Origin of the sequence: Haloferax sp. AS1, assembly GCF_014530665.1 — an archaeon.
Lineage (GTDB): Archaea > Halobacteriota > Halobacteria > Halobacteriales > Haloferacaceae > Haloferax > Haloferax volcanii.
Genome location: NZ_SPSA01000001.1, coordinates 1155778 through 1172285 on the forward strand (window position 1 = coordinate 1155778; position 16508 = coordinate 1172285).

Genomic DNA, 16508 nt, shown 5'->3' on the forward strand with positions numbered 1-16508 from the left:
GATGGGTTCTGACTGGCATGGAAACCCGGAAAGTCCAGCGTCTCGGTCCCTCCACGCTGGCGATGACGCTTCCAGCGGAGTGGGCCAAGGAACACAACGTCGAGAAGGGCGACGAGGTGACGATTCGAACGAGCGGCAAGGGAACGCTGACGGTTCTCCCCGAATCGGTCAACACCGAAGATTCGAAGGCGACGATTCGCGCCGACAGTCTGAACGCGGAGGCGCTCGAACGCGCCATCGTGGCGCAGTACGTCCTCGGGCGACGCGTCATCCACATCGAGAAAAGCGAGGGCGCGCTCGACTCGGACCACATCAACGCCGTCTACAAAGCCGAGACCCAGCTCATGGGCCTCGGCGTCATCGAGGAGACCCCCGAGCGAATCGCGATTCGCTGTTCGGTCGATGCGGAGGACTTCACCCTCAACAACCTGCTCGAACGCCTCGAAAACACGGGCAGCACGATGCGCGGCGAGGCCGTCAAGGCGCTCGCCCACGGCAACCCCGACCTCGCCCAGCGGGCGCTCAACCGCGAGCGGCAGGCGAACAAGATTTTCGTCCTCCTGCTCCGGCTCATCTTCACGTCCTACCAGAACCCCAACCTCGCGCGGGCGGTCGGCCTCGATTCGGGCTTCCCGCTCATCGGCTACCGCTCGGTGGCGAAGAACCTCGAACTGACCGCCGACAACGCCGAGGACATCGCCAACATCGTCATGGACGCCGAGGGCCACACCATCGACGTCGACCAGTCGACGATGCGGCGCATCCGCGAGTTCACGGACCACGTCGACGAGATTACGACGACCGCGGTGCGGGCCGTCGTCGAGCGCGACTACGACCTCACAATCGAGTGCCGAGAGCTGTTCCGCGAGATTAGCGACCGCGAGCGCGACATCCTCAACGACCTCCCGGAGATGGAAAACCAGAAGCTCCTCCAGATTCGCGAGGTGCTGGTGAGCCTCCAGCAGACCGCGCAGTACGCGATGCGGAACGCCGAAATCGCGTCGAACCTCGCGCTCAACGAGGAGTCGGACCACGTCACGATAGACTGAGGCTGCGGAACCGAAGTCGGGAGAGAAGGCGGGTCGCGGTCGGCGCACCGGCGCGCCGTCGTACCGCCGCGCTCAGTCGGCGATGACTTCCATCGCCTCGCCGTTTTCGGTCTCGGACGATACTTTTTCGCCCGTCAGCGGGTTCCGACTGGCGATGCGGCAGTCGAACCCGGGATGCTCGCCGAAGTGCCGGAGAATCATGTGGCGGCGCGACCCGGTGATGCCGGTGCGACCGATGTCCTCGGCGGTAAAGCGCTCGGGGAGGCGGTCGTACAGGCGGCGCAGTTCGTCGAAACTGGTGAACACCTTCGCGTTGCCGGTGGAGTCCGCGCCGCGGCGGGAGACGACGTAGCTTCCGTCCCGGCGATACTCGCCGGCCGTGCGGAAGAACTCCCGTTTCTCGGTCAGCGCCGAGCCGATGGCCTCCTGCAAGTCGGCGGCGGCGTCTCGGGACAGTTCACAGGACTGGTCGCCAAAGGAGACGACGATGGTTTCGTCGTCGCTCTCGACGGACACAGGGTTCTCATTACGGGAGAAGAACTCGATCAGGAGCGTGGGTACTCCGTGTCATATCATCGACTATCGTAGCCGACGGTAAAGAGTTATCGGCTGAGTCAGGATTCACCGACGATTCTTCGATAGACGCCGGCGGTCGAACGGCCTCCGACGCCGCGTCTGACGCGGGACTGTTACAGGAGGCCGTCGTCGGTGGTCGTGGTCCCGTCGTCCGACGAGGGCGTCGTCGCGGTCGTGGTTGCTGTCGAAGTCGTGGTTGCTGTCGAAGTCGTGGTTGCCGTCGAAGTCGCGGTCTCGGACTCGGCCGTCTCGGTCGCCTCGGTTGTCTCGGCCGTCTCCGTCGCCGTGGGTTCGGCCGTCGTCTCGCTTCCGTCAGACGCCGCCTTGTTCCCGAAGATGTCCGTCTCGAACGTCTTCTCGTAGGTCAGCGGGTCGAGGGGGACGCGAAGCGTCGTGCCGCCGGCGTCGAGGTTCGCGTAGAAGTCGATGCGCAGGTCGGTCGTCTGGTCGCGTTCGAGATGCGTGACCCACCACTCGTCGAGCCTGTCGTTCTGGATGTGGGTCGTCGCCTCGATGGTCTCCGTCGACCGCGGAGAGATGACGTACTCGGAGTTCGTGGTCCCCTCGCCCACGGCCACGTCGTTCATGGAGATGTCGTAGCCGAGTTCGGAGACCGCAATCGGGTACGGCTTGGGGTTGTGGACGACGAACGTGAGTTCGAGCGCCGTGCGCTCGTCCGTGGATTCGCCCCACTCGGCTCTCGTCTCGTTGACGTACAACACGGGGTCGGAGACGACCGGCGACTCCGCGTTTATCTCGCGGGTCTCCGTGGAGTTGAACGCCGACAGGAGGTCGGTGTCGATGCTCCGGGTAATCTCGGGCGCTTCGAAGGTCCGGCCGAGCGTCTCCGAGGAGACGGTGGCGTTCACGGCGAGGTCGGTGTGCTCGCCGTTCTGGACGTGCGAGACCCACCACTCGGGGATGCGCTCGTTTTCGAGCGTCGTCCGAAGCGGGACTGCCGTGGTCCCCTGCCCGACAGAGACGCCTTCCTTCTCGCCGGTCGCCATCCGAATCCCGTTCATCTCGACGCCGTAGTCGACGGCGAGCCCGGAGAGGTTCGCTGAAAGCGGGTTCGGGTTCGAGACGTACAGGTCGGTCTCGATGACCGTCGCCGTCTCGTTGACGCCGCCGAACCGGTTGTCGACTCGGTCGACGCTCGGCGCGCCGATTATTCCGGCCGCGAACGCCGCGCCGACGACGGCCGCGACGAGCACCAGCGCGACGAGCGCGATACGGAGTTTACCGCCGAACAGCGCGGATGTCAGTCCCATCTTGTGGACACACGAGACTGGTGGTACATATGTCGAACGGCCGAGCGCGACGGCGGTTCGCGGGACCGTCCCGCACGCCTCGACCCCGACACGTCGCCCCACGGCAGGCGGTGTCGAATGAACTAAGTGCGCACCCGCGAAGGTCGGAAACATGGAAACCAAGACGGTGCAATCCGACAAGTCCATCGGCTTTGCGGCGTTGTTCGGCGTACTCACGCTCGTCGGCGCAGGGCTGATGGTCGCCGGACCGGACCAGTTGACGAAGGCGCTCGGGTTCATGGTCGCGATTATCGCGGCCTCGCTGGCGGTCTGCGGCGCGCACCTGTTCCAGTAACGTTGAGTATCAACGCTGAGGAACACGGGTAACCGTTAATAACGCCCATTCCCTAGACGGTCCGAGGATGACTGAGTACACCGACGAGGAACAACGCATTCTCGCCTATCTCCGCGACAGCGTCAGCCGCGGCGAGGGCTACTTCCGGGCGAAGAACATCGCCGAAGCCATCGGTCTCACCGCGAAGCAGGTCGGGTCCCGTCTGCCGCGGCTGGCCGAGAAGTCCGAAGACGTCGAAATCGAGAAGTGGGGACGCGCCCGCTCGACGACGTGGCGCGTCACCCGAAGCTGAGGCGATTCCACGGATTTTTACTGTGGAGGTGTGATGGTATCTCATGACCGTCCGCGTGAAACGAACGTTCGAGTTCGACGCTCCCGGCGAGCGCGTCTGGGAGTTCATCGCCGACCCGGCCAAGCGAGCGGAGGCTATCAGCGTCGTCGACCGCTTCGACGTGTCCGACGACGGCCGCCACGCGACGTGGTATCTCGAACTCCCGATTCCGCTCGTCCGTTCGACGGTGACAGTCGAGACGGAAGACATCGAAGTCGACGAGCCGACCCACGTCAAGTTCGTCGGTAAGTCGCGGGTGATGCGGGTGACGGGCGAACACACTATCGAGGAACACGACGGCGGCAGCCGCCTCGTCAACGAGTTCACCGTCGACGGCCGACTGCCGGGCGTCGAGGCGTTCTTCGAGCGCAACCTCGACCGCGAACTCGACAACCTCGAAACGGAGCTCCGACGCGAGTTCGAAGCGACCGCGTAACGCCGGCGACGACCGTCGACGCTCGGTGAGACAGGGCGAGAAACCGCGAGAGCCGTGCGCTCACGGGGTATGAGAACGGCTGTTGCGGTGGCTTTATACATCGTGGCTCCTAAGCGAAAGTCGCCGACGCAATAGGCGCTTTTCTCGCCAGTCGTCGGCGACTCCACATCCGCCGCACCCGCCGCAACGTTTCGGGGTCCGTTGCGGCATCCGAAACGACGTGGCCACGTCGTTTCCCGCCCCCAAGCCCGGTGGGGGCAACTCCCCTCGTCTCACTTCGCCAACTGGTGACGCGAGATTCGGCGGGAGGCGCATTCGCCTCCGCCTTTTGACGACCGCTTCGCTCCGAGCCACGGCGTCGCCGCGCCTCGGCGGCGACCCCCCGACCGCCCGACAGTCCGAGAGCGCACGCTTCTTTCCCCCGGCCCTCGTGGAGCCACCATGACCGAGACGATTCGAGGCGACGTGCTGCACGCCATTCCACCGGACGAACTCGACGACGAGGACCTGTCGCCCGAACTCCGGGCGCTGGCCGACTCGCGTCACGTACTCGTCGTTCGGAAGGGCGGCCATCCCTCGATGCTCGACCTCGTCTGGGCGTTCGTCCGCCGCGACCCAATCGAGGCCGTGACCGTCGTGACCGACCGCCCCGCCGAGGAGGATGAGGAAGTGGCGCTGACCGTCGAGGAGACGGGGATGCCCGGCGTCTACGTCGCGGCCGGCGCTCACGGGGAGGCTGAATCGACCGACGGACACTGAAAACAGCGGACGGAAAAAGCAGGACTGCTGCGGGGCCGTGACGCGGTGACCGGCCGGACGACTTCAGTCGTCTTGCTTGGTCTTGATGTCCGCCGAGAGGCCCTGTGCCATGCGAATCTCTTTGGAGTTGTTGAGCGTCCACGCGGTGCGCTCGGTGACGGCCTCGATGATTTCGCGGGCCGAGGGGTAGCCGTTGCCGGACTTCTTCACGCCGCCGAACGGGAGGTGGACCTCCGCGCCGATACACGGGAGGTTGCCGTAGGCGAGGCCGACCTCGGCGTGGTCGCGGAAGTAGTTTATCTGGCGGTAGTCCTCGGAGATGACGGCACCGGCCAACCCGTAGTCGGTGTCGTTCTGAATCTCGACTGCATCCTCGATGTCGCCGGAGTACTTCAGCAGGGCGACGTGGGGGCCGAACACCTCCTCGTGGGTGCAGCGGAGGTCGTCGTGGGGGTCGGCCTCGTAGACGAACGGCCCGACCCAGTGGCCGTCTTCGTGGCCCTCGGGAATCTCGTCGGCGTCGAGTTCGGTGCGGTCGACGAGGACGTTCACGCCCTCCGTCTCCGCGAGTTCGTTGTAGTTCGTGACCTTCTCCTTGTGGCCCTCCTCGATGAGGGGGCCCATGAACGTGTCCTCGCGGAGCGGGTCGCCCACGGAGACGTTCTTCGCGTTCTCGACGAAGCGCTCCTTGAACTCGTCGTACACGTCCTCGTGGACGACGATGCGCTCGGAGGAGACACAGCGCTGGCCGGTGGTCTTGAACGACGACATCGTCGCGGAGTGGACCGCGATGTCGAGGTCCGCCTTCTCCGTGATGACGATGTTGTTCTTGCCGCCCATCTCGCACGCGGCGAGTTTGCCGGGCTGTTGGGCGACCTTGCTCGCGACCTCGTGGCCGACCTCGGCGGAGCCCGTGAACAGCACGGAGTCGACGCGCTCGTCGTCGACGATGCTCGCGCCGGCGTCACCGAAGCCCTGTACCATGTTGAACACGCCGTCGGGGATGCCGGCGTCCTCGAACATCTCGGCGATAATCTGCCCGCACCACGGCGTCTGCTCGGCGGGCTTCCAGACGACGGTGTTGCCCTCGACGAGCGCGACGGCCATGTGCCAGAAGGGGATGGCGACGGGGAAGTTCCACGGGGTGATACAGCCGACGACGCCGCGGGGCTTGCGGCGCATGTAGGCGTCCTTCGCGGGAATCTCGGAGGGGACCACGTCGCCTTTGGGGTGGCGGGCGTCGCCCGCGGCCCACTCGACCATGTGGTACGCCTCGATGACGTCGGCGCGGCCCTCGGAAATCTCTTTGCCGCACTCTTTGGTGACGATTTCCGCGAGTTCCTCCGTGCGGTCGCGCAGTTCGTGGTAGATGTCCCAGAGGTACTCCGCGCGGTCGATGTGGGAGAGTTCGCGCCACTCCTCGTACGCCTCGTCGGCCGCGGCGGCCGCCGCGTCGATGTCCTCGGGCGTGCCGCGTCGGAACGTCCCCAGCGACTCGCCCGTCGCGGGATTCGCGCTCTCGAACGTCTCGTCGCCGGTGCCGTCCGTCCACTCGCCGTCGATGTAGTGCTGATATTCGTCCTGCGCCATATGACTCTAGACTCACAACTAGGATTAATAACCCCGGACCCTCCCATGGAAGGGGCGCGCCCGAACCGACGCATCACCGCGACGCCGAGTGACCACAGATAACATCTTACGTAACGACGTATTACCCGGTGTATGAGCGAGCGCACGGCAGGTGAAGGCACGCGCCTTACGCTCGACCTGTGGCATCCGAACTGCTGGGCGATAGAATCGACGAGCGAATACGACGGCGGCATCCTCGCACACGCCATCTACGACGCTCCCGCCGCGGGCGTCGAGCGGTCGAACGGGCTGTTCACCGCCTACGGCGAGTCGCTCGACGAGGTCGAGACGCTCCTCGACGCCATCGCCGACTCGGAGCTCACGGGCGAGGTGTTGGAACTGCAAGAGCGGTTCGACTCCCGCGGGAAGCACGTCGCGCCCGGCCCGGTCGCCCGCGAGTTCTTCTTGGAGTACGACCCGAGCGACATGATGTGTCCGGAGCTGCTCAAGCAGGGCTTCGTCCACAGCGCCCCCACGCAGATAGAAAACGGCCGCGAGCGGTGGGAAGTCTGGTTCGCCGGCGCGCGCGAGGAGATACAGCCCCGCATCGAGACCGTCATGGACGAGACCGGCGCGGAGATTCGCGTCGCCTCCATCTCCACGTCCGAGGGCGCGGAACCGGAGCGCAGTCGGCGGCTCGACACCCTCACCCGGAGCCAGCGGGAGGCGTTCGAACTCGCGCGCGAAGAAGGCTACTACCGCTGGCCTCGCGAGGTGTCGACCCGCGAACTCGCCGCCGAGATGGACATCTCGAAGACGACGCTGCTCGAACACCTGCGCAAAGCGGAGTCGAAACTGCTCGACCCGCAGTAGCGCGGGACGATTGGGTGTCCGTCCCGGCTCAGATACCGGCGACGGCGCGGAGCGCGAACAGCGCGTTCGACTTCCGCTCGCGGACGCGCCGGTAGAAGTAGGAGAACCATTTGTCCCCGTAGGGGACGTACTGCCACGTCTCGATGCCGGCGTCCGCGAGGTCGCGCTGACCGTCCTCGCGCACGCCCATGAGCATCTGCACCTCGTAGGGCGTCCCGTACTGTTCGTGGAGGCGGCGGGCGTGCGCAATCATGTGCGGGTCGTGGCTGCCGACCGCGATGCCGTCGTCGAACTCGGTGAACATCTGTTCGAGGAGGTCCCTGTACACCTCGTCCACCTTCGACTTCTCCTTGTACGCGATGGACGCCGGCTCGTTGTACGCGCCCTTGACGAGGCGGACCTTGCCGGGGACCTCCGCGAGACGTTCGAGGTCGTCGCGCGTGCGTTTCAGGTTCGCCTGCACGCAGACGCCGACGTTCCCGCCCGTCCGGTGGCCCAAGTCGTCGACGGCGTCGAGGGTCACGTCGGTCGTCTCGTGGTCCTCCATGTCGACCCAGACGAACACGCCTTCGGCGTCCGCGGCGTCGACGATGCGGTCGAGGTTCTCCCGGAACGCGCGGTCGCTGATGTCGAGACCGATCTGCGAAGGCTTCACCGAGACGCAGCCATCGAGGTCCGTCGCGCCCAGTTGGCGGACGAGGTCGACGTACGCGTCGGCGTCGGCGTCGGCGGCCGTCCGGTCGGTGTAGTGCTCGCCGAGCAGGTTCAGTATCCCCGCGATGCCGTCGCGGTTCAGCGACTCGACGTGCGAGACCGCTCCGTCGGCCGTCTCGCCCGCCACGAAGTTGTTCGCGATGGGGGGTATCACGACCCGCTATTGTGAGACACGTACCCTAAAGAGAGACCCTACCAAATCATTCTGGAAAATATTCCTGAAATAATCACGGAACGCTCGTTTCGTCCGACGGGGTCCGGGGTCCCGACCATGGGCGGTCACAGGTATATTTACGATAGCTGGAGAGCATTGCTTGTTATGTCACCACACGACATGGACCGCAGAACGCTGCTGAAGCTGTCGGGGCTCTCGCTCGTCGGGGCGACCGCCGGCTGTCTCGAAGGGGAAGAAGAGACCCCCGCGGCAACGACCACCGAGGAAAGCGGCGGCGGCGGTGGCGGCGGCGACGACGAGACGACCACCACGGCCTCCGAGGAAAGCGGCGACGACGAATCGTCGTACACCATCGGGATGGTCGACTCGCTCACCGGGTCGCTCGCGCCGTACGGCGAGCGCAACACTCGCGGCCGCGAACTCGCGCTCGCGGCCATCAACGAGGTCGGTATCGGCTCCGAAGGGGCGTCGCTGAACATCTCCGTCGAGGACGACGAGAGTACGAACCAAGGCGGAGTCAACGGCGCACAGGTGCTCGTCAACCAAGACGGCGTCCCGCTTCTCATCGGCTCCGTGGGCTCCGGCGTCTCCATCGCCATCCACGACAGCGTCACGAGAGACGCCGGCGTCGTCCAAATCAGCCAGAACAGTACGAGTCCCGAACTCACGACGCGGCCGGAGCTGCTTCGGATGAGCCCCTCCGGTTCCGCGAAGGGACAGGCGCTCGCCAGCCTCGTCAACGACGACGGCCACGACACGGTCGCCGTCACGTGGATCAACAACGACTACGGGACGGGGCTGTCCGAGGTGTTCGCCGAGACGTTCGAGTCCGAGTTCGACGGCACCGTCGCCTACAACGAACCGCACGACCAGGGTCAGTCGTCGTACAGCGGCGTCCTCACCGAGATGGCATCGACCGACGCCTCGGCGTGGATTTTCCTCACGTACGCGAACGAGTACACGGTCATGGTCAACGAGGGCTTCGACCAGGGCTACAACACGTCCGTGGACTACTACGGCGCGGAGTCCACCGTCGCCGACTCCATCATCGAAAACACGCCCGAAGGCAGCATGGACGGGATGACGGGCATCACCGAGAGCGCCCCGCAGGACCAGGAGAACTACCAGAACTTCGTCGCCGCGTTCGAGGAGAACTACGACGGGACGCCGACGGTCTGGTCGGCGTACGCCTACGACGCCGTGACGGTCGCGGCCATCGCCATCGAGGCGGCAGACGAGTTCACCGGCGAGGCGCTCGCGTCGGTCGTCCGCGACGTGACCCGCCCCGAGGGCGAGGAGGTCTTCAACTTCGAGGAGGCCGCGGCCGTCCTCCGCGACGGCGGTTCGCCGGGCGACATCAACTATCAGGGCGTCAGCGGCCCGGTCGACCTCGACGAGAACGGCGACCCGCCGGGCTACTACCAGATTTACAGCGTCGAGGACCACGAGTACGTCTTCGGTGACTACATCACGAGCTAACTATGCACGCACGGAACGGACGGCGAACGACCCTCGGGAGGGCCCCGGAGCCGTGATACCGCTCCAAATCAGCCCCTTCCAGTACGTCGCCAACGGCGTGGTGTTTTCGAGCATCATCGTCCTCGCGGCCATCGGGCTGTCGCTCGTGTACAGCATCGCGGACTTCGCGAACTTCGCCCACGGCGACCTCATGACCGTGGGGGCGTTCTCCGCGCTGTTCTCGGTCGGCTTCTTCCGACCGATGCTGGGCGACGCGGGCGTGTTCGGCCTGCCGCTTTGGTTCTTCCTCGCGCTCGCGTTCGGCATGGGGGCGGCGGCGGTCATCGCCGTCCTCACCAACCGCGTCGTCTACCGCCCGGTGAAGGACAGCGGCTCCATCGGGCTTCTCATCTCCAGCATCGGCGTCGCACTCGTCTATCGCGCGCTCGTCTTCCTGTCGTTCGGAACCGAGCCCGAGCGCTACGGCGTGTCCCGACAGGGCCCGATTCCGTGGGTCCGCGAGACGCTCGGCATCGCGGTCACGCCGCGCAACCTCGTCGTCGTGGCGCTCACCGTCGTCCTCGTGACGGCGTTGCACCTGACGCTGACGCGGACGACGCTCGGTCGGAAGATGCGCGCGACCGCCGACAACGCGGACCTCGCGCGGGTCAGCGGGATTCGGACCGGCGAGGTCATCTTCGCCATGTGGCTCATCGGCGGCGCGCTCGCCGCGGCCGGCGGCGTCTTCCTCGGACTGGAGGAACTCGTCCGCCCGCGGATGGGCTTCGACATCCTGCTTATCGTCTTCGCCGCGGTCATCCTCGGCGGCATCGGCTCCGTCTACGGCGCGATGCTCGGTGGCCTCGTCATCGGGATGGTCCACGAGCTCGTTCCGCTGTTCTACCAGTGGGGCATCATCCCGGTCAGGTCGCGGTACGCCGCGGCCGTCGCGTTCGTCATCATGGTCGCTATCTTGCTCGTTCGCCCGAGCGGAATCGCGGGTGAAAGCGGATGAGCGCCGTCACCTCGTGGGTGACCGAGACGCTCGTCCGCGACGCGACCGAGCGGCGCATCTTCGCGGTGCTCGGACTCATCACCGTGTTGCTCGTCGTCGGCGTCCTCACCGGCGTCGTCGGACTGCGCTTCCTCCTGTTCCAAATCGCGCTCGTCGGGATGTACGCCCTGCTGTCGCTCGGACTCAACGTCCAGTGGGGCTACGCCGGACTCATCAACTTCTCCGTCGCCGCCTTCTGGGGAATCGGCGCGTACTGCGCCGCGCTGTTGACCGCGCCGAACTCCCCGCTCGGACTCGGACTCCACCCGGTGTTCGGGTTCCTCGGGGCAATCGTCGTGAGCGCGCTCATCGCGGTGCTCATCGGCATCCCGACGCTCCGCCTGCGCGAGGACTACCTCGCCATCGCCAGTCTCGGACTCGCCGAGGTCATCCGCACCATCATCCTCAACGAAGACCAGTGGACCGCCGGGTCGAGAGGTATCAGCGGCATCCCGAACCTCCTGTCGTGGCTCCCGCTGACCGACTCCGCGACGACGGCCGCCGTCGTGGTCGTCCTCATCGCCGTCGTCTACCTGTTCCTCCGGCGCGTCCACCGGTCGCCGTGGGGGCGCGTCCTCCGGACCATCCGGTCCGACGAGGACCTCGCGAAGGCGCTCGGGAAGAACACCTACCGGTTCAAGATGCAGGCGTTCGTCCTCGGCTCGGTCATCATGGCCGTCGCCGGGGCGTTCTACGCCCACCTGAACCTCTACATCGACCCCTCCGACCTCGTTCCCCTGACGACGTTCTACATCTGGATCGCCGTCATCCTCGGCGGGACCGGGTCGAACCGCGGGGCGGTCGTCGGCGCGGCCGTCGTCATCGCCATCCGCGAGGGGACCCGCTTCCTCAACGACATCGGGTTCATCCAGACGCTCGGAGTCGACTTGGCCCCGCTCCGACTGCTGTTCGTCGGCGGGCTCATCATCCTCATCATGCGGTTCCGGCAGGACGGGCTCCTGCCGCCGAAGGACGAACTCATCTGGCCGGCGGCGCGCGACGGAAGCGGTGCCGGCGGCGCGTCTCCCTCCGGTGCCGCCTCCGACGGCGGGACCGCCTCGAACGGGGGTGACGACCGATGAACGACGACGCGTACGAGGGCGCGCGCCTCGACAAGGACGACGTCGTCCTGAAGACGACCGGCTTGGAGAAGGCGTTCGGCGGCCTCGTCGCCACCGACGACGTCTCCATCGAGGTCGAACGCGGGACCATCACCGGGATGATCGGACCGAACGGCGCGGGCAAGTCCACGCTGTTCAACCTCATCTCCGGCTTCTACGAGAACGACGCCGGCCACGTCACCGTCAACGGCGAGGACGTGACCGACCTCGAACCGCACGAGCGCGCCCGAAAGGGACTCGTTCGGACCTTCCAGACGCCCCGGCGGCTGGAGGGGATGTCCGTCCGCGAAGCGATGCTCGTCGGTCCCGGCCCGCAGAAAGGCGAGTCGATTTTCTCGCTTTTCTTCTCCGGCTCCGACGTGACAGAAGAGGAGCGGGCGAACATCGAACAGACGCGCGAGCTGCTCGAACGGTTCGAAATCGGGCATCTCATCGACCAGCCGTCGACCGACCTCTCCGGCGGGCAGATGAAGCTCGTCGAGCTCGCGCGGGCGTTCACGACGAACCCCGACATCCTGCTTTTGGACGAGCCGGTCGCTGGCGTCAATCCGACGCTCGCGAACGACATCAAACGGTTCATCCGCGAACTCAACAAGGAGGGACAGACCTTCCTCATCATCGAACACGACATGCCGTTTATCATGGACCTCGCAGACCCCATCATCGTTCTCGACCAAGGGAAGGTGCTCATGGAGGGCTCGCCGGACGAAGTCCGCTCCGACGACCGCGTCATCGAGGCGTACCTCGGGGGGGCCGGCCCGTGACCGAGCGCGCCCTCGACGTCAGCGGCGTCGACAGCGGCTACGGCGAGGTGCAGGTGCTCCGCGACCTGACGCTCCACCTCGAATCGGACGAAATCGTCTGCATCATCGGACCGAACGGCGCGGGGAAGTCGACCGTCCTCAAGACGGTGTTCGGCCTCCTCAAGCCGTGGACCGGCTCGGTCGAACTGAGTGGGCGAGATATCACCGGCGAGGAGCCGGAGGACCTCGTCCGCGTCGGGATGGGCTACGTCCCGCAGGTGGACAACGTCTTTTCCTCGCTCACCATCGACGAGAACCTCAGGATGGGCGGGGTCGCCCGCTCGGAGGGCTTGCAGGCGCGAATCGACGAACTGTACGACCAGTTCTCGATTCTCGACGAGAAGCGCTCTGCGAAGGCTCGGACGCTCTCGGGCGGCCAGCGGCAGGTGCTCGCGTTCGCCCGCGCGCTCGTGATGGAGCCCGAAGTGCTCCTCATCGACGAGCCGTCGGCGGGCCTCGCGCCCAACATCGTCCAGTCGGTGTTCGAGGACGTGAAGAAGGTGAACGAACTCGGGACGGCGGTCCTGATGGTCGAGCAGAACGCCCGCGAGGGGCTCGGCATCTCCGACCGCGGCTACGTCCTCGACCAGGGGACAGTCGCCTACGAGGGCGACGCCGACGGCCTCCTCGACGACCCCGAAGTCTCGCGGCTCTACATGGGCGGCGCGGACTACGAGGGCGTCGAGGGCGAGTAACGCGCGACTCGCCCCGCGTTCGCGGCTTTTTCCGACCGCGTGCTACGCCGCGTGCTTTTCGATTTCGCCTTTGAGCGACGCGGCGTCGAAGTCGTGGTCGGGCCGGATGTTGACGAAGTCGAGGAAGTCGACGGCGTCCAACAGCGCGTCCGCGTCGTAGGAGTCGAGCGCCGCGGTGACGGCCTTCTTGGGACCGACGAGCGGTTCGAGTGCGGCCAGCCCGCAGGCGAGGTCGTACGCGCGGGCGTCGCGCATCCCCTCGTCGTTGACGTTCGTCGCGTCGATGAAGTAGATGCCGTCCTCGCGGACGAGGACGTTCTCGGCTCTGAGGTCGCCGTGAGCGAGGTGGTTGTCGTGCATCGCCGCGAGCGCCGCGAACAGTTCGGGGGCGAGCCGTTCGACCTCCGCTCGCGGGGCGGTGTCGAGGGTGTGGAAGTTCGGCAGGTATTCGAGGACGAGCACGCCGAGACCGTCCACCTCGAACGCCTCGACCGGCGCGGGCGCTTGCAGGCCGATGTCGCGGAGTCGCTTCGTCGCTTCGAGTTCGTGTTCGGCCATCTCCAGCGGCGTCCCGAAATGCCCGAAAAAGCCCTCCGTCCCGCTGGAGAACGCGCCGAGGTTTCGCCCGGTGGTGAAGACGGCGTGGACGAGCGAGTTCTGTTTGGAGATGACCTTCACGAACCACTCGTCGTCGACGACCATCGGGGTCGAAAGCCAGTTGTCCGCCTCGAGAAATCGGATGTGGAGGGTGTCGCGGTCGTATCGCCGGGCGAGTTCGCGGGCGACCGTCTCCAGACGCGGCCACCCGAGGCGGCCGCGGACGAGCCGACGGAGGTCCATGCACCCCCGTAAGACGAGGGGCGGCTTAACCTCGTGGGCCTACGACGATTCCTGTCGGACCGTCAACACGGGCGCGTCGGAGCCGCGGACGACGCGCTCGGCGACGCTCCCGATGAGGTAGCGGTCGATGCCGCTGCGGCCGTGAGTTCCCATCACGACGAGGTCCACCTCCCGTTCGTCGGCGTGGCGGATAATCTCGCTCGCGGGCGTGCCCTCCGTGACGACGGTCTCGACCTCGACGCCGGCCTCGCGGGCCGCCTGAGCGACGCGGTCTAGCACCTGCTCGCCGCTTTCGAGGAGCGCCTCGCGGACCCGTTCGAGCGAGAGCGCGGGCGCGGCGTAGCCGACCTCGCGCACGTCCGCGACGTAGAGCGCCACGAGCGTCGCGTCGTAGGTGCGGGCGTGTTCGATGGCGTGGTCCAACGCGGCGTCCGCGCAGTCGCTGCCGTCGGTCGGAAAGAGGATGTGGGAGTACATACGAGAACGTCGGGCCGCGGCGCAAAAAGACCCGGATGCCTATTCCCACGCGATGGGAGTACCCGACGTGGGCTGCCGCCTTCGCCGGCCGCGACGCATATCTTTCATGGTCGTTCGATTAGTTTATGTCCGGCACGGCGATAGTTGGTCGCATGGACTTCGACATCCCGGCCGAACACCGGATGATTCGGGACACCGTCCGCGAGTTCTGCGAGGAAGAAATCGCGCCCATCGCGCAGGACATCGAGGACGAACACCGGTTCCCCGCGGAGATATTCGACCAGTTGGCCGAGTTGGACGTGATGGGCGTCCCCATCGACGAGGCGTACGGCGGCCTCGGCGGCGACCAGTTGATGTACGCGCTCGTCGTGGAGGAACTCGGTCGCGTCTCGGGCGGCATCGGCCTGTCGTACGCCGCCCACGTCAGCCTCGCGTCGAAGCCTATCGAACTGTTCGGCACCGACGAGCAGAAGGAACGCTGGCTTACGCCGCTGGCGACCGGCGAGCACCTCGGCGGCTGGGCGCTCACCGAGCCCGGGTCCGGGAGCGACGCCAGCGACATGGACACGGTCGCAGAGCGGGACGACGACGGCTACGTCATCGACGGCACGAAGCAGTTCATCACGAACGCGAACGTCGCCGGCTCGGTCCTCGTGAAGGCCGTCACGGACCCCGGCGCGGGCTACGACGGCATCTCGACGTTCATCGTCGACCCCGAGAACGACGACGGCTTCGAGGTAACGACCGAGTGGGACAAGATGGGGCTCAACTCCTCGCCGACCTGCGAGCTCTCCTTCGACGACTGTTGGGTGCCCGAAGACCGCCTCCTCGGCGAGGAGGGCGACGGCTGGAAGCAGACGATGAAGACGCTCGACGGCGGCCGCATCTCCATCGCGGCGCTCTCGGTCGGGCTGGCCGAGGGCGCGTACGGCCACGCCAAATCGTACGCCCAAGAGCGCGAGCAGTTCGACCGGCCGATTTCGAAGTTCGACGCCATCCGCGACAAACTCGTCTCGATGCACCGCAAGACCGAGCGCGCGCGACTCCTCACCCACAAGGCCGCGACGCGGTACGACGCCGGAAAGCGGGTCAGCCGAGAGTCCGCGCTGGCGAAACTCGACGCCTCGGAGGCCGCCCGCGAGGTCGCAGAAGACGCGGTGCAGGTGCTCGGCGGCTACGGCTACACGACCGATTTCGCCCCTCAGCGGTTCTACCGCGACGCGAAGCTCATGGAAATCGGGGAGGGGACGAGCGAGATTCAACACCTCATCATCGGCCGCGAACTCGGCCTCTGAGCGGCCGTCGAAGCCGGCGGTGACTCACTCCGACTCGGCCATCGCCGACAGCCGAGCGACGTAGGAGAAACTGCGGACGTGGTCCTCTTCTGTCGGCGCGTCCTCGAAGTCGGCGGGGACGGTAAAGGAGACGACGCGCTCGCGAATCGTGTCGTGCGGCTCGTCGCCTATCCAGCCGATATCGCGGTAGTACGACGCCATCTCCAGCGCGCCGCGACCGCCGAGTCGCTCGACGAGGTGGACACACCAGTCGAGCAGCACGCGCTCGGCCCGCGGCGTCCGCGGAATCTCGTCGAGGAACGGCTCGCCGTCCGAGGTGACAGCCGCGGTCGTCGCGAGGAGGCGCTCGTGAGCCACGTCGCTCCACGCCCGGTTCGTCGGTGCGTCGACCCAGTCGAACGACCGAGCGCCGGAGTTCCGTCTGAGTCCGGGCCCGGTCGGGCCGTCGGCGTCAGTCGGGTGACGTGACTCGCGCGGCATCTATCCCTGCGTGTGCGTCCATCCGAATTAAGCGTTCGGGCGAACGTCCGACACATGACAGCCACACGAACGTTCAATCCGAGAGAGTGGGTGAACGGTAGAGTTGATAACTCCGAACGAGACTACGAGTCGAAAGCTGATTTGACGGGCGTGTCACTCGGCGTGGCGTGATTTCTCTCTTCGTTCCGTTTGCTATCA

General features: G+C 66.2%; 19 protein-coding genes. 12 read left to right on the top strand and 7 right to left on the bottom strand.

What is annotated here, in order from left to right; genetic code table 11:
• The first annotated feature begins 17 nt into the window (after window positions 1-17).
• Window positions 18-1049, top strand: a complete 1032-nt coding sequence (locus E4P24_RS06225; protein WP_004043760.1) for a phosphate uptake regulator PhoU — start codon at window positions 18-20, stop codon at window positions 1047-1049.
• A gap of 72 nt (window positions 1050-1121) precedes the next feature.
• On the opposite strand, the gene E4P24_RS06230 is transcribed toward E4P24_RS06225, so the two are convergent.
• Complete coding sequence (locus E4P24_RS06230; protein ID WP_115860075.1) at window positions 1122-1565, bottom strand: hypothetical protein; 444 nt, start codon at window positions 1563-1565, stop codon at window positions 1122-1124.
• Between the two features lie 173 nt (window positions 1566-1738).
• Window positions 1739-2896: an LEA type 2 family protein gene (locus tag E4P24_RS06235; RefSeq protein ID WP_188148248.1), complete on the bottom strand. Its 1158-nt coding sequence runs from the start codon at window positions 2894-2896 to the stop codon at window positions 1739-1741.
• A 151-nt stretch (window positions 2897-3047) separates the two neighbouring features.
• Between E4P24_RS06235 and E4P24_RS06240 the strand changes: the two genes are divergently transcribed.
• The 4 genes from E4P24_RS06240 to E4P24_RS06255 all read left to right on the top strand — a co-directional run bounded on the left by E4P24_RS06240 (window position 3048) and on the right by E4P24_RS06255 (window position 4756).
• Window positions 3048-3230, top strand: coding sequence for a hypothetical protein (locus tag E4P24_RS06240; RefSeq protein WP_004043756.1), 183 nt, complete (start codon window positions 3048-3050; stop codon window positions 3228-3230).
• Window positions 3231-3297: 67 nt separating this feature from the next.
• Window positions 3298-3522: a hypothetical protein gene (locus tag E4P24_RS06245; RefSeq protein ID WP_004043755.1), complete on the top strand. Its 225-nt coding sequence runs from the start codon at window positions 3298-3300 to the stop codon at window positions 3520-3522.
• 43 nt (window positions 3523-3565) lie between these two features.
• Entirely contained in the window at window positions 3566-3997 is a 432-nt protein-coding gene (locus tag E4P24_RS06250) for an SRPBCC family protein (RefSeq protein ID WP_188148249.1), read from the top strand.
• A gap of 441 nt (window positions 3998-4438) precedes the next feature.
• On the top strand, window positions 4439-4756 hold the full coding sequence (locus tag E4P24_RS06255; RefSeq protein ID WP_004063769.1) for a hypothetical protein: 318 nt from the start codon (window positions 4439-4441) through the stop codon (window positions 4754-4756).
• Window positions 4757-4819: 63 nt separating this feature from the next.
• Here the strand turns inward: E4P24_RS06255 and E4P24_RS06260 are convergent, their stop codons facing one another.
• Window positions 4820-6346 (bottom strand): aldehyde dehydrogenase family protein, encoded by a 1527-nt coding sequence (locus tag E4P24_RS06260; RefSeq protein ID WP_004043752.1) that lies wholly within the window; start codon window positions 6344-6346, stop codon window positions 4820-4822.
• 132 nt (window positions 6347-6478) lie between these two features.
• On the opposite strand from E4P24_RS06260, the gene E4P24_RS06265 reads away from it, so the two are divergent.
• The gene (locus E4P24_RS06265) at window positions 6479-7198 is read left to right on the top strand and encodes a helix-turn-helix domain-containing protein (RefSeq protein ID WP_004063766.1); all 720 of its coding nucleotides are present in this window, start codon (window positions 6479-6481) and stop codon (window positions 7196-7198) included.
• Between the two features lie 28 nt (window positions 7199-7226).
• On the opposite strand, the gene E4P24_RS06270 is transcribed toward E4P24_RS06265, so the two are convergent.
• On the bottom strand, window positions 7227-8066 hold the full coding sequence (locus tag E4P24_RS06270; protein WP_004063764.1) for a proline dehydrogenase family protein: 840 nt from the start codon (window positions 8064-8066) through the stop codon (window positions 7227-7229).
• A gap of 180 nt (window positions 8067-8246) precedes the next feature.
• On the opposite strand from E4P24_RS06270, the gene E4P24_RS06275 reads away from it, so the two are divergent.
• The 5 genes from E4P24_RS06275 to E4P24_RS06295 are packed head-to-tail and all read left to right on the top strand — an operon-like array spanning window position 8247 to window position 13218.
• Window positions 8247-9566, top strand: coding sequence for an ABC transporter substrate-binding protein (locus E4P24_RS06275; RefSeq protein ID WP_188148660.1), 1320 nt, complete (start codon window positions 8247-8249; stop codon window positions 9564-9566).
• Between the two features lie 52 nt (window positions 9567-9618).
• Complete coding sequence (locus tag E4P24_RS06280) at window positions 9619-10560, top strand: branched-chain amino acid ABC transporter permease (protein ID WP_188148250.1); 942 nt, start codon at window positions 9619-9621, stop codon at window positions 10558-10560.
• A complete protein-coding gene (locus E4P24_RS06285; RefSeq protein WP_004063757.1) occupies window positions 10557-11681 on the top strand; it encodes a branched-chain amino acid ABC transporter permease in 1125 nt (374 codons plus the stop codon). Before E4P24_RS06280 ends, E4P24_RS06285 begins: the two co-directional genes overlap by 4 nt.
• Window positions 11678-12484 carry an ABC transporter ATP-binding protein gene (locus E4P24_RS06290; protein ID WP_115860071.1) on the top strand — a complete coding sequence of 269 codons (807 nt, stop codon included), beginning with the start codon at window positions 11678-11680 and terminating at the stop codon, window positions 12482-12484. Before E4P24_RS06285 ends, E4P24_RS06290 begins: the two co-directional genes overlap by 4 nt.
• Window positions 12481-13218, top strand: a complete 738-nt coding sequence (locus tag E4P24_RS06295) for an ABC transporter ATP-binding protein (protein WP_004063753.1) — start codon at window positions 12481-12483, stop codon at window positions 13216-13218. Before E4P24_RS06290 ends, E4P24_RS06295 begins: the two co-directional genes overlap by 4 nt.
• A gap of 42 nt (window positions 13219-13260) precedes the next feature.
• On the opposite strand, the gene E4P24_RS06300 is transcribed toward E4P24_RS06295, so the two are convergent.
• Both E4P24_RS06300 and E4P24_RS06305 read right to left on the bottom strand, forming a co-directional pair.
• On the bottom strand, window positions 13261-14058 hold the full coding sequence (locus tag E4P24_RS06300; protein WP_115802453.1) for an RIO1 family regulatory kinase/ATPase: 798 nt from the start codon (window positions 14056-14058) through the stop codon (window positions 13261-13263).
• Between the two features lie 39 nt (window positions 14059-14097).
• Complete coding sequence (locus tag E4P24_RS06305) at window positions 14098-14535, bottom strand: universal stress protein (RefSeq protein WP_004043743.1); 438 nt, start codon at window positions 14533-14535, stop codon at window positions 14098-14100.
• A gap of 152 nt (window positions 14536-14687) precedes the next feature.
• Here E4P24_RS06305 and E4P24_RS06310 point away from each other — a divergent pair, with 152 nt between their 5' ends.
• The gene (locus E4P24_RS06310; RefSeq protein WP_115860069.1) at window positions 14688-15830 is read left to right on the top strand and encodes an acyl-CoA dehydrogenase family protein; all 1143 of its coding nucleotides are present in this window, start codon (window positions 14688-14690) and stop codon (window positions 15828-15830) included.
• Window positions 15831-15854: 24 nt separating this feature from the next.
• On the opposite strand, the gene E4P24_RS06315 is transcribed toward E4P24_RS06310, so the two are convergent.
• Entirely contained in the window at window positions 15855-16310 is a 456-nt protein-coding gene (locus tag E4P24_RS06315; RefSeq protein ID WP_004043741.1) for a FlaD/FlaE family flagellar protein, read from the bottom strand.
• Between the last annotated feature and the right edge of the window lie 198 nt (window positions 16311-16508).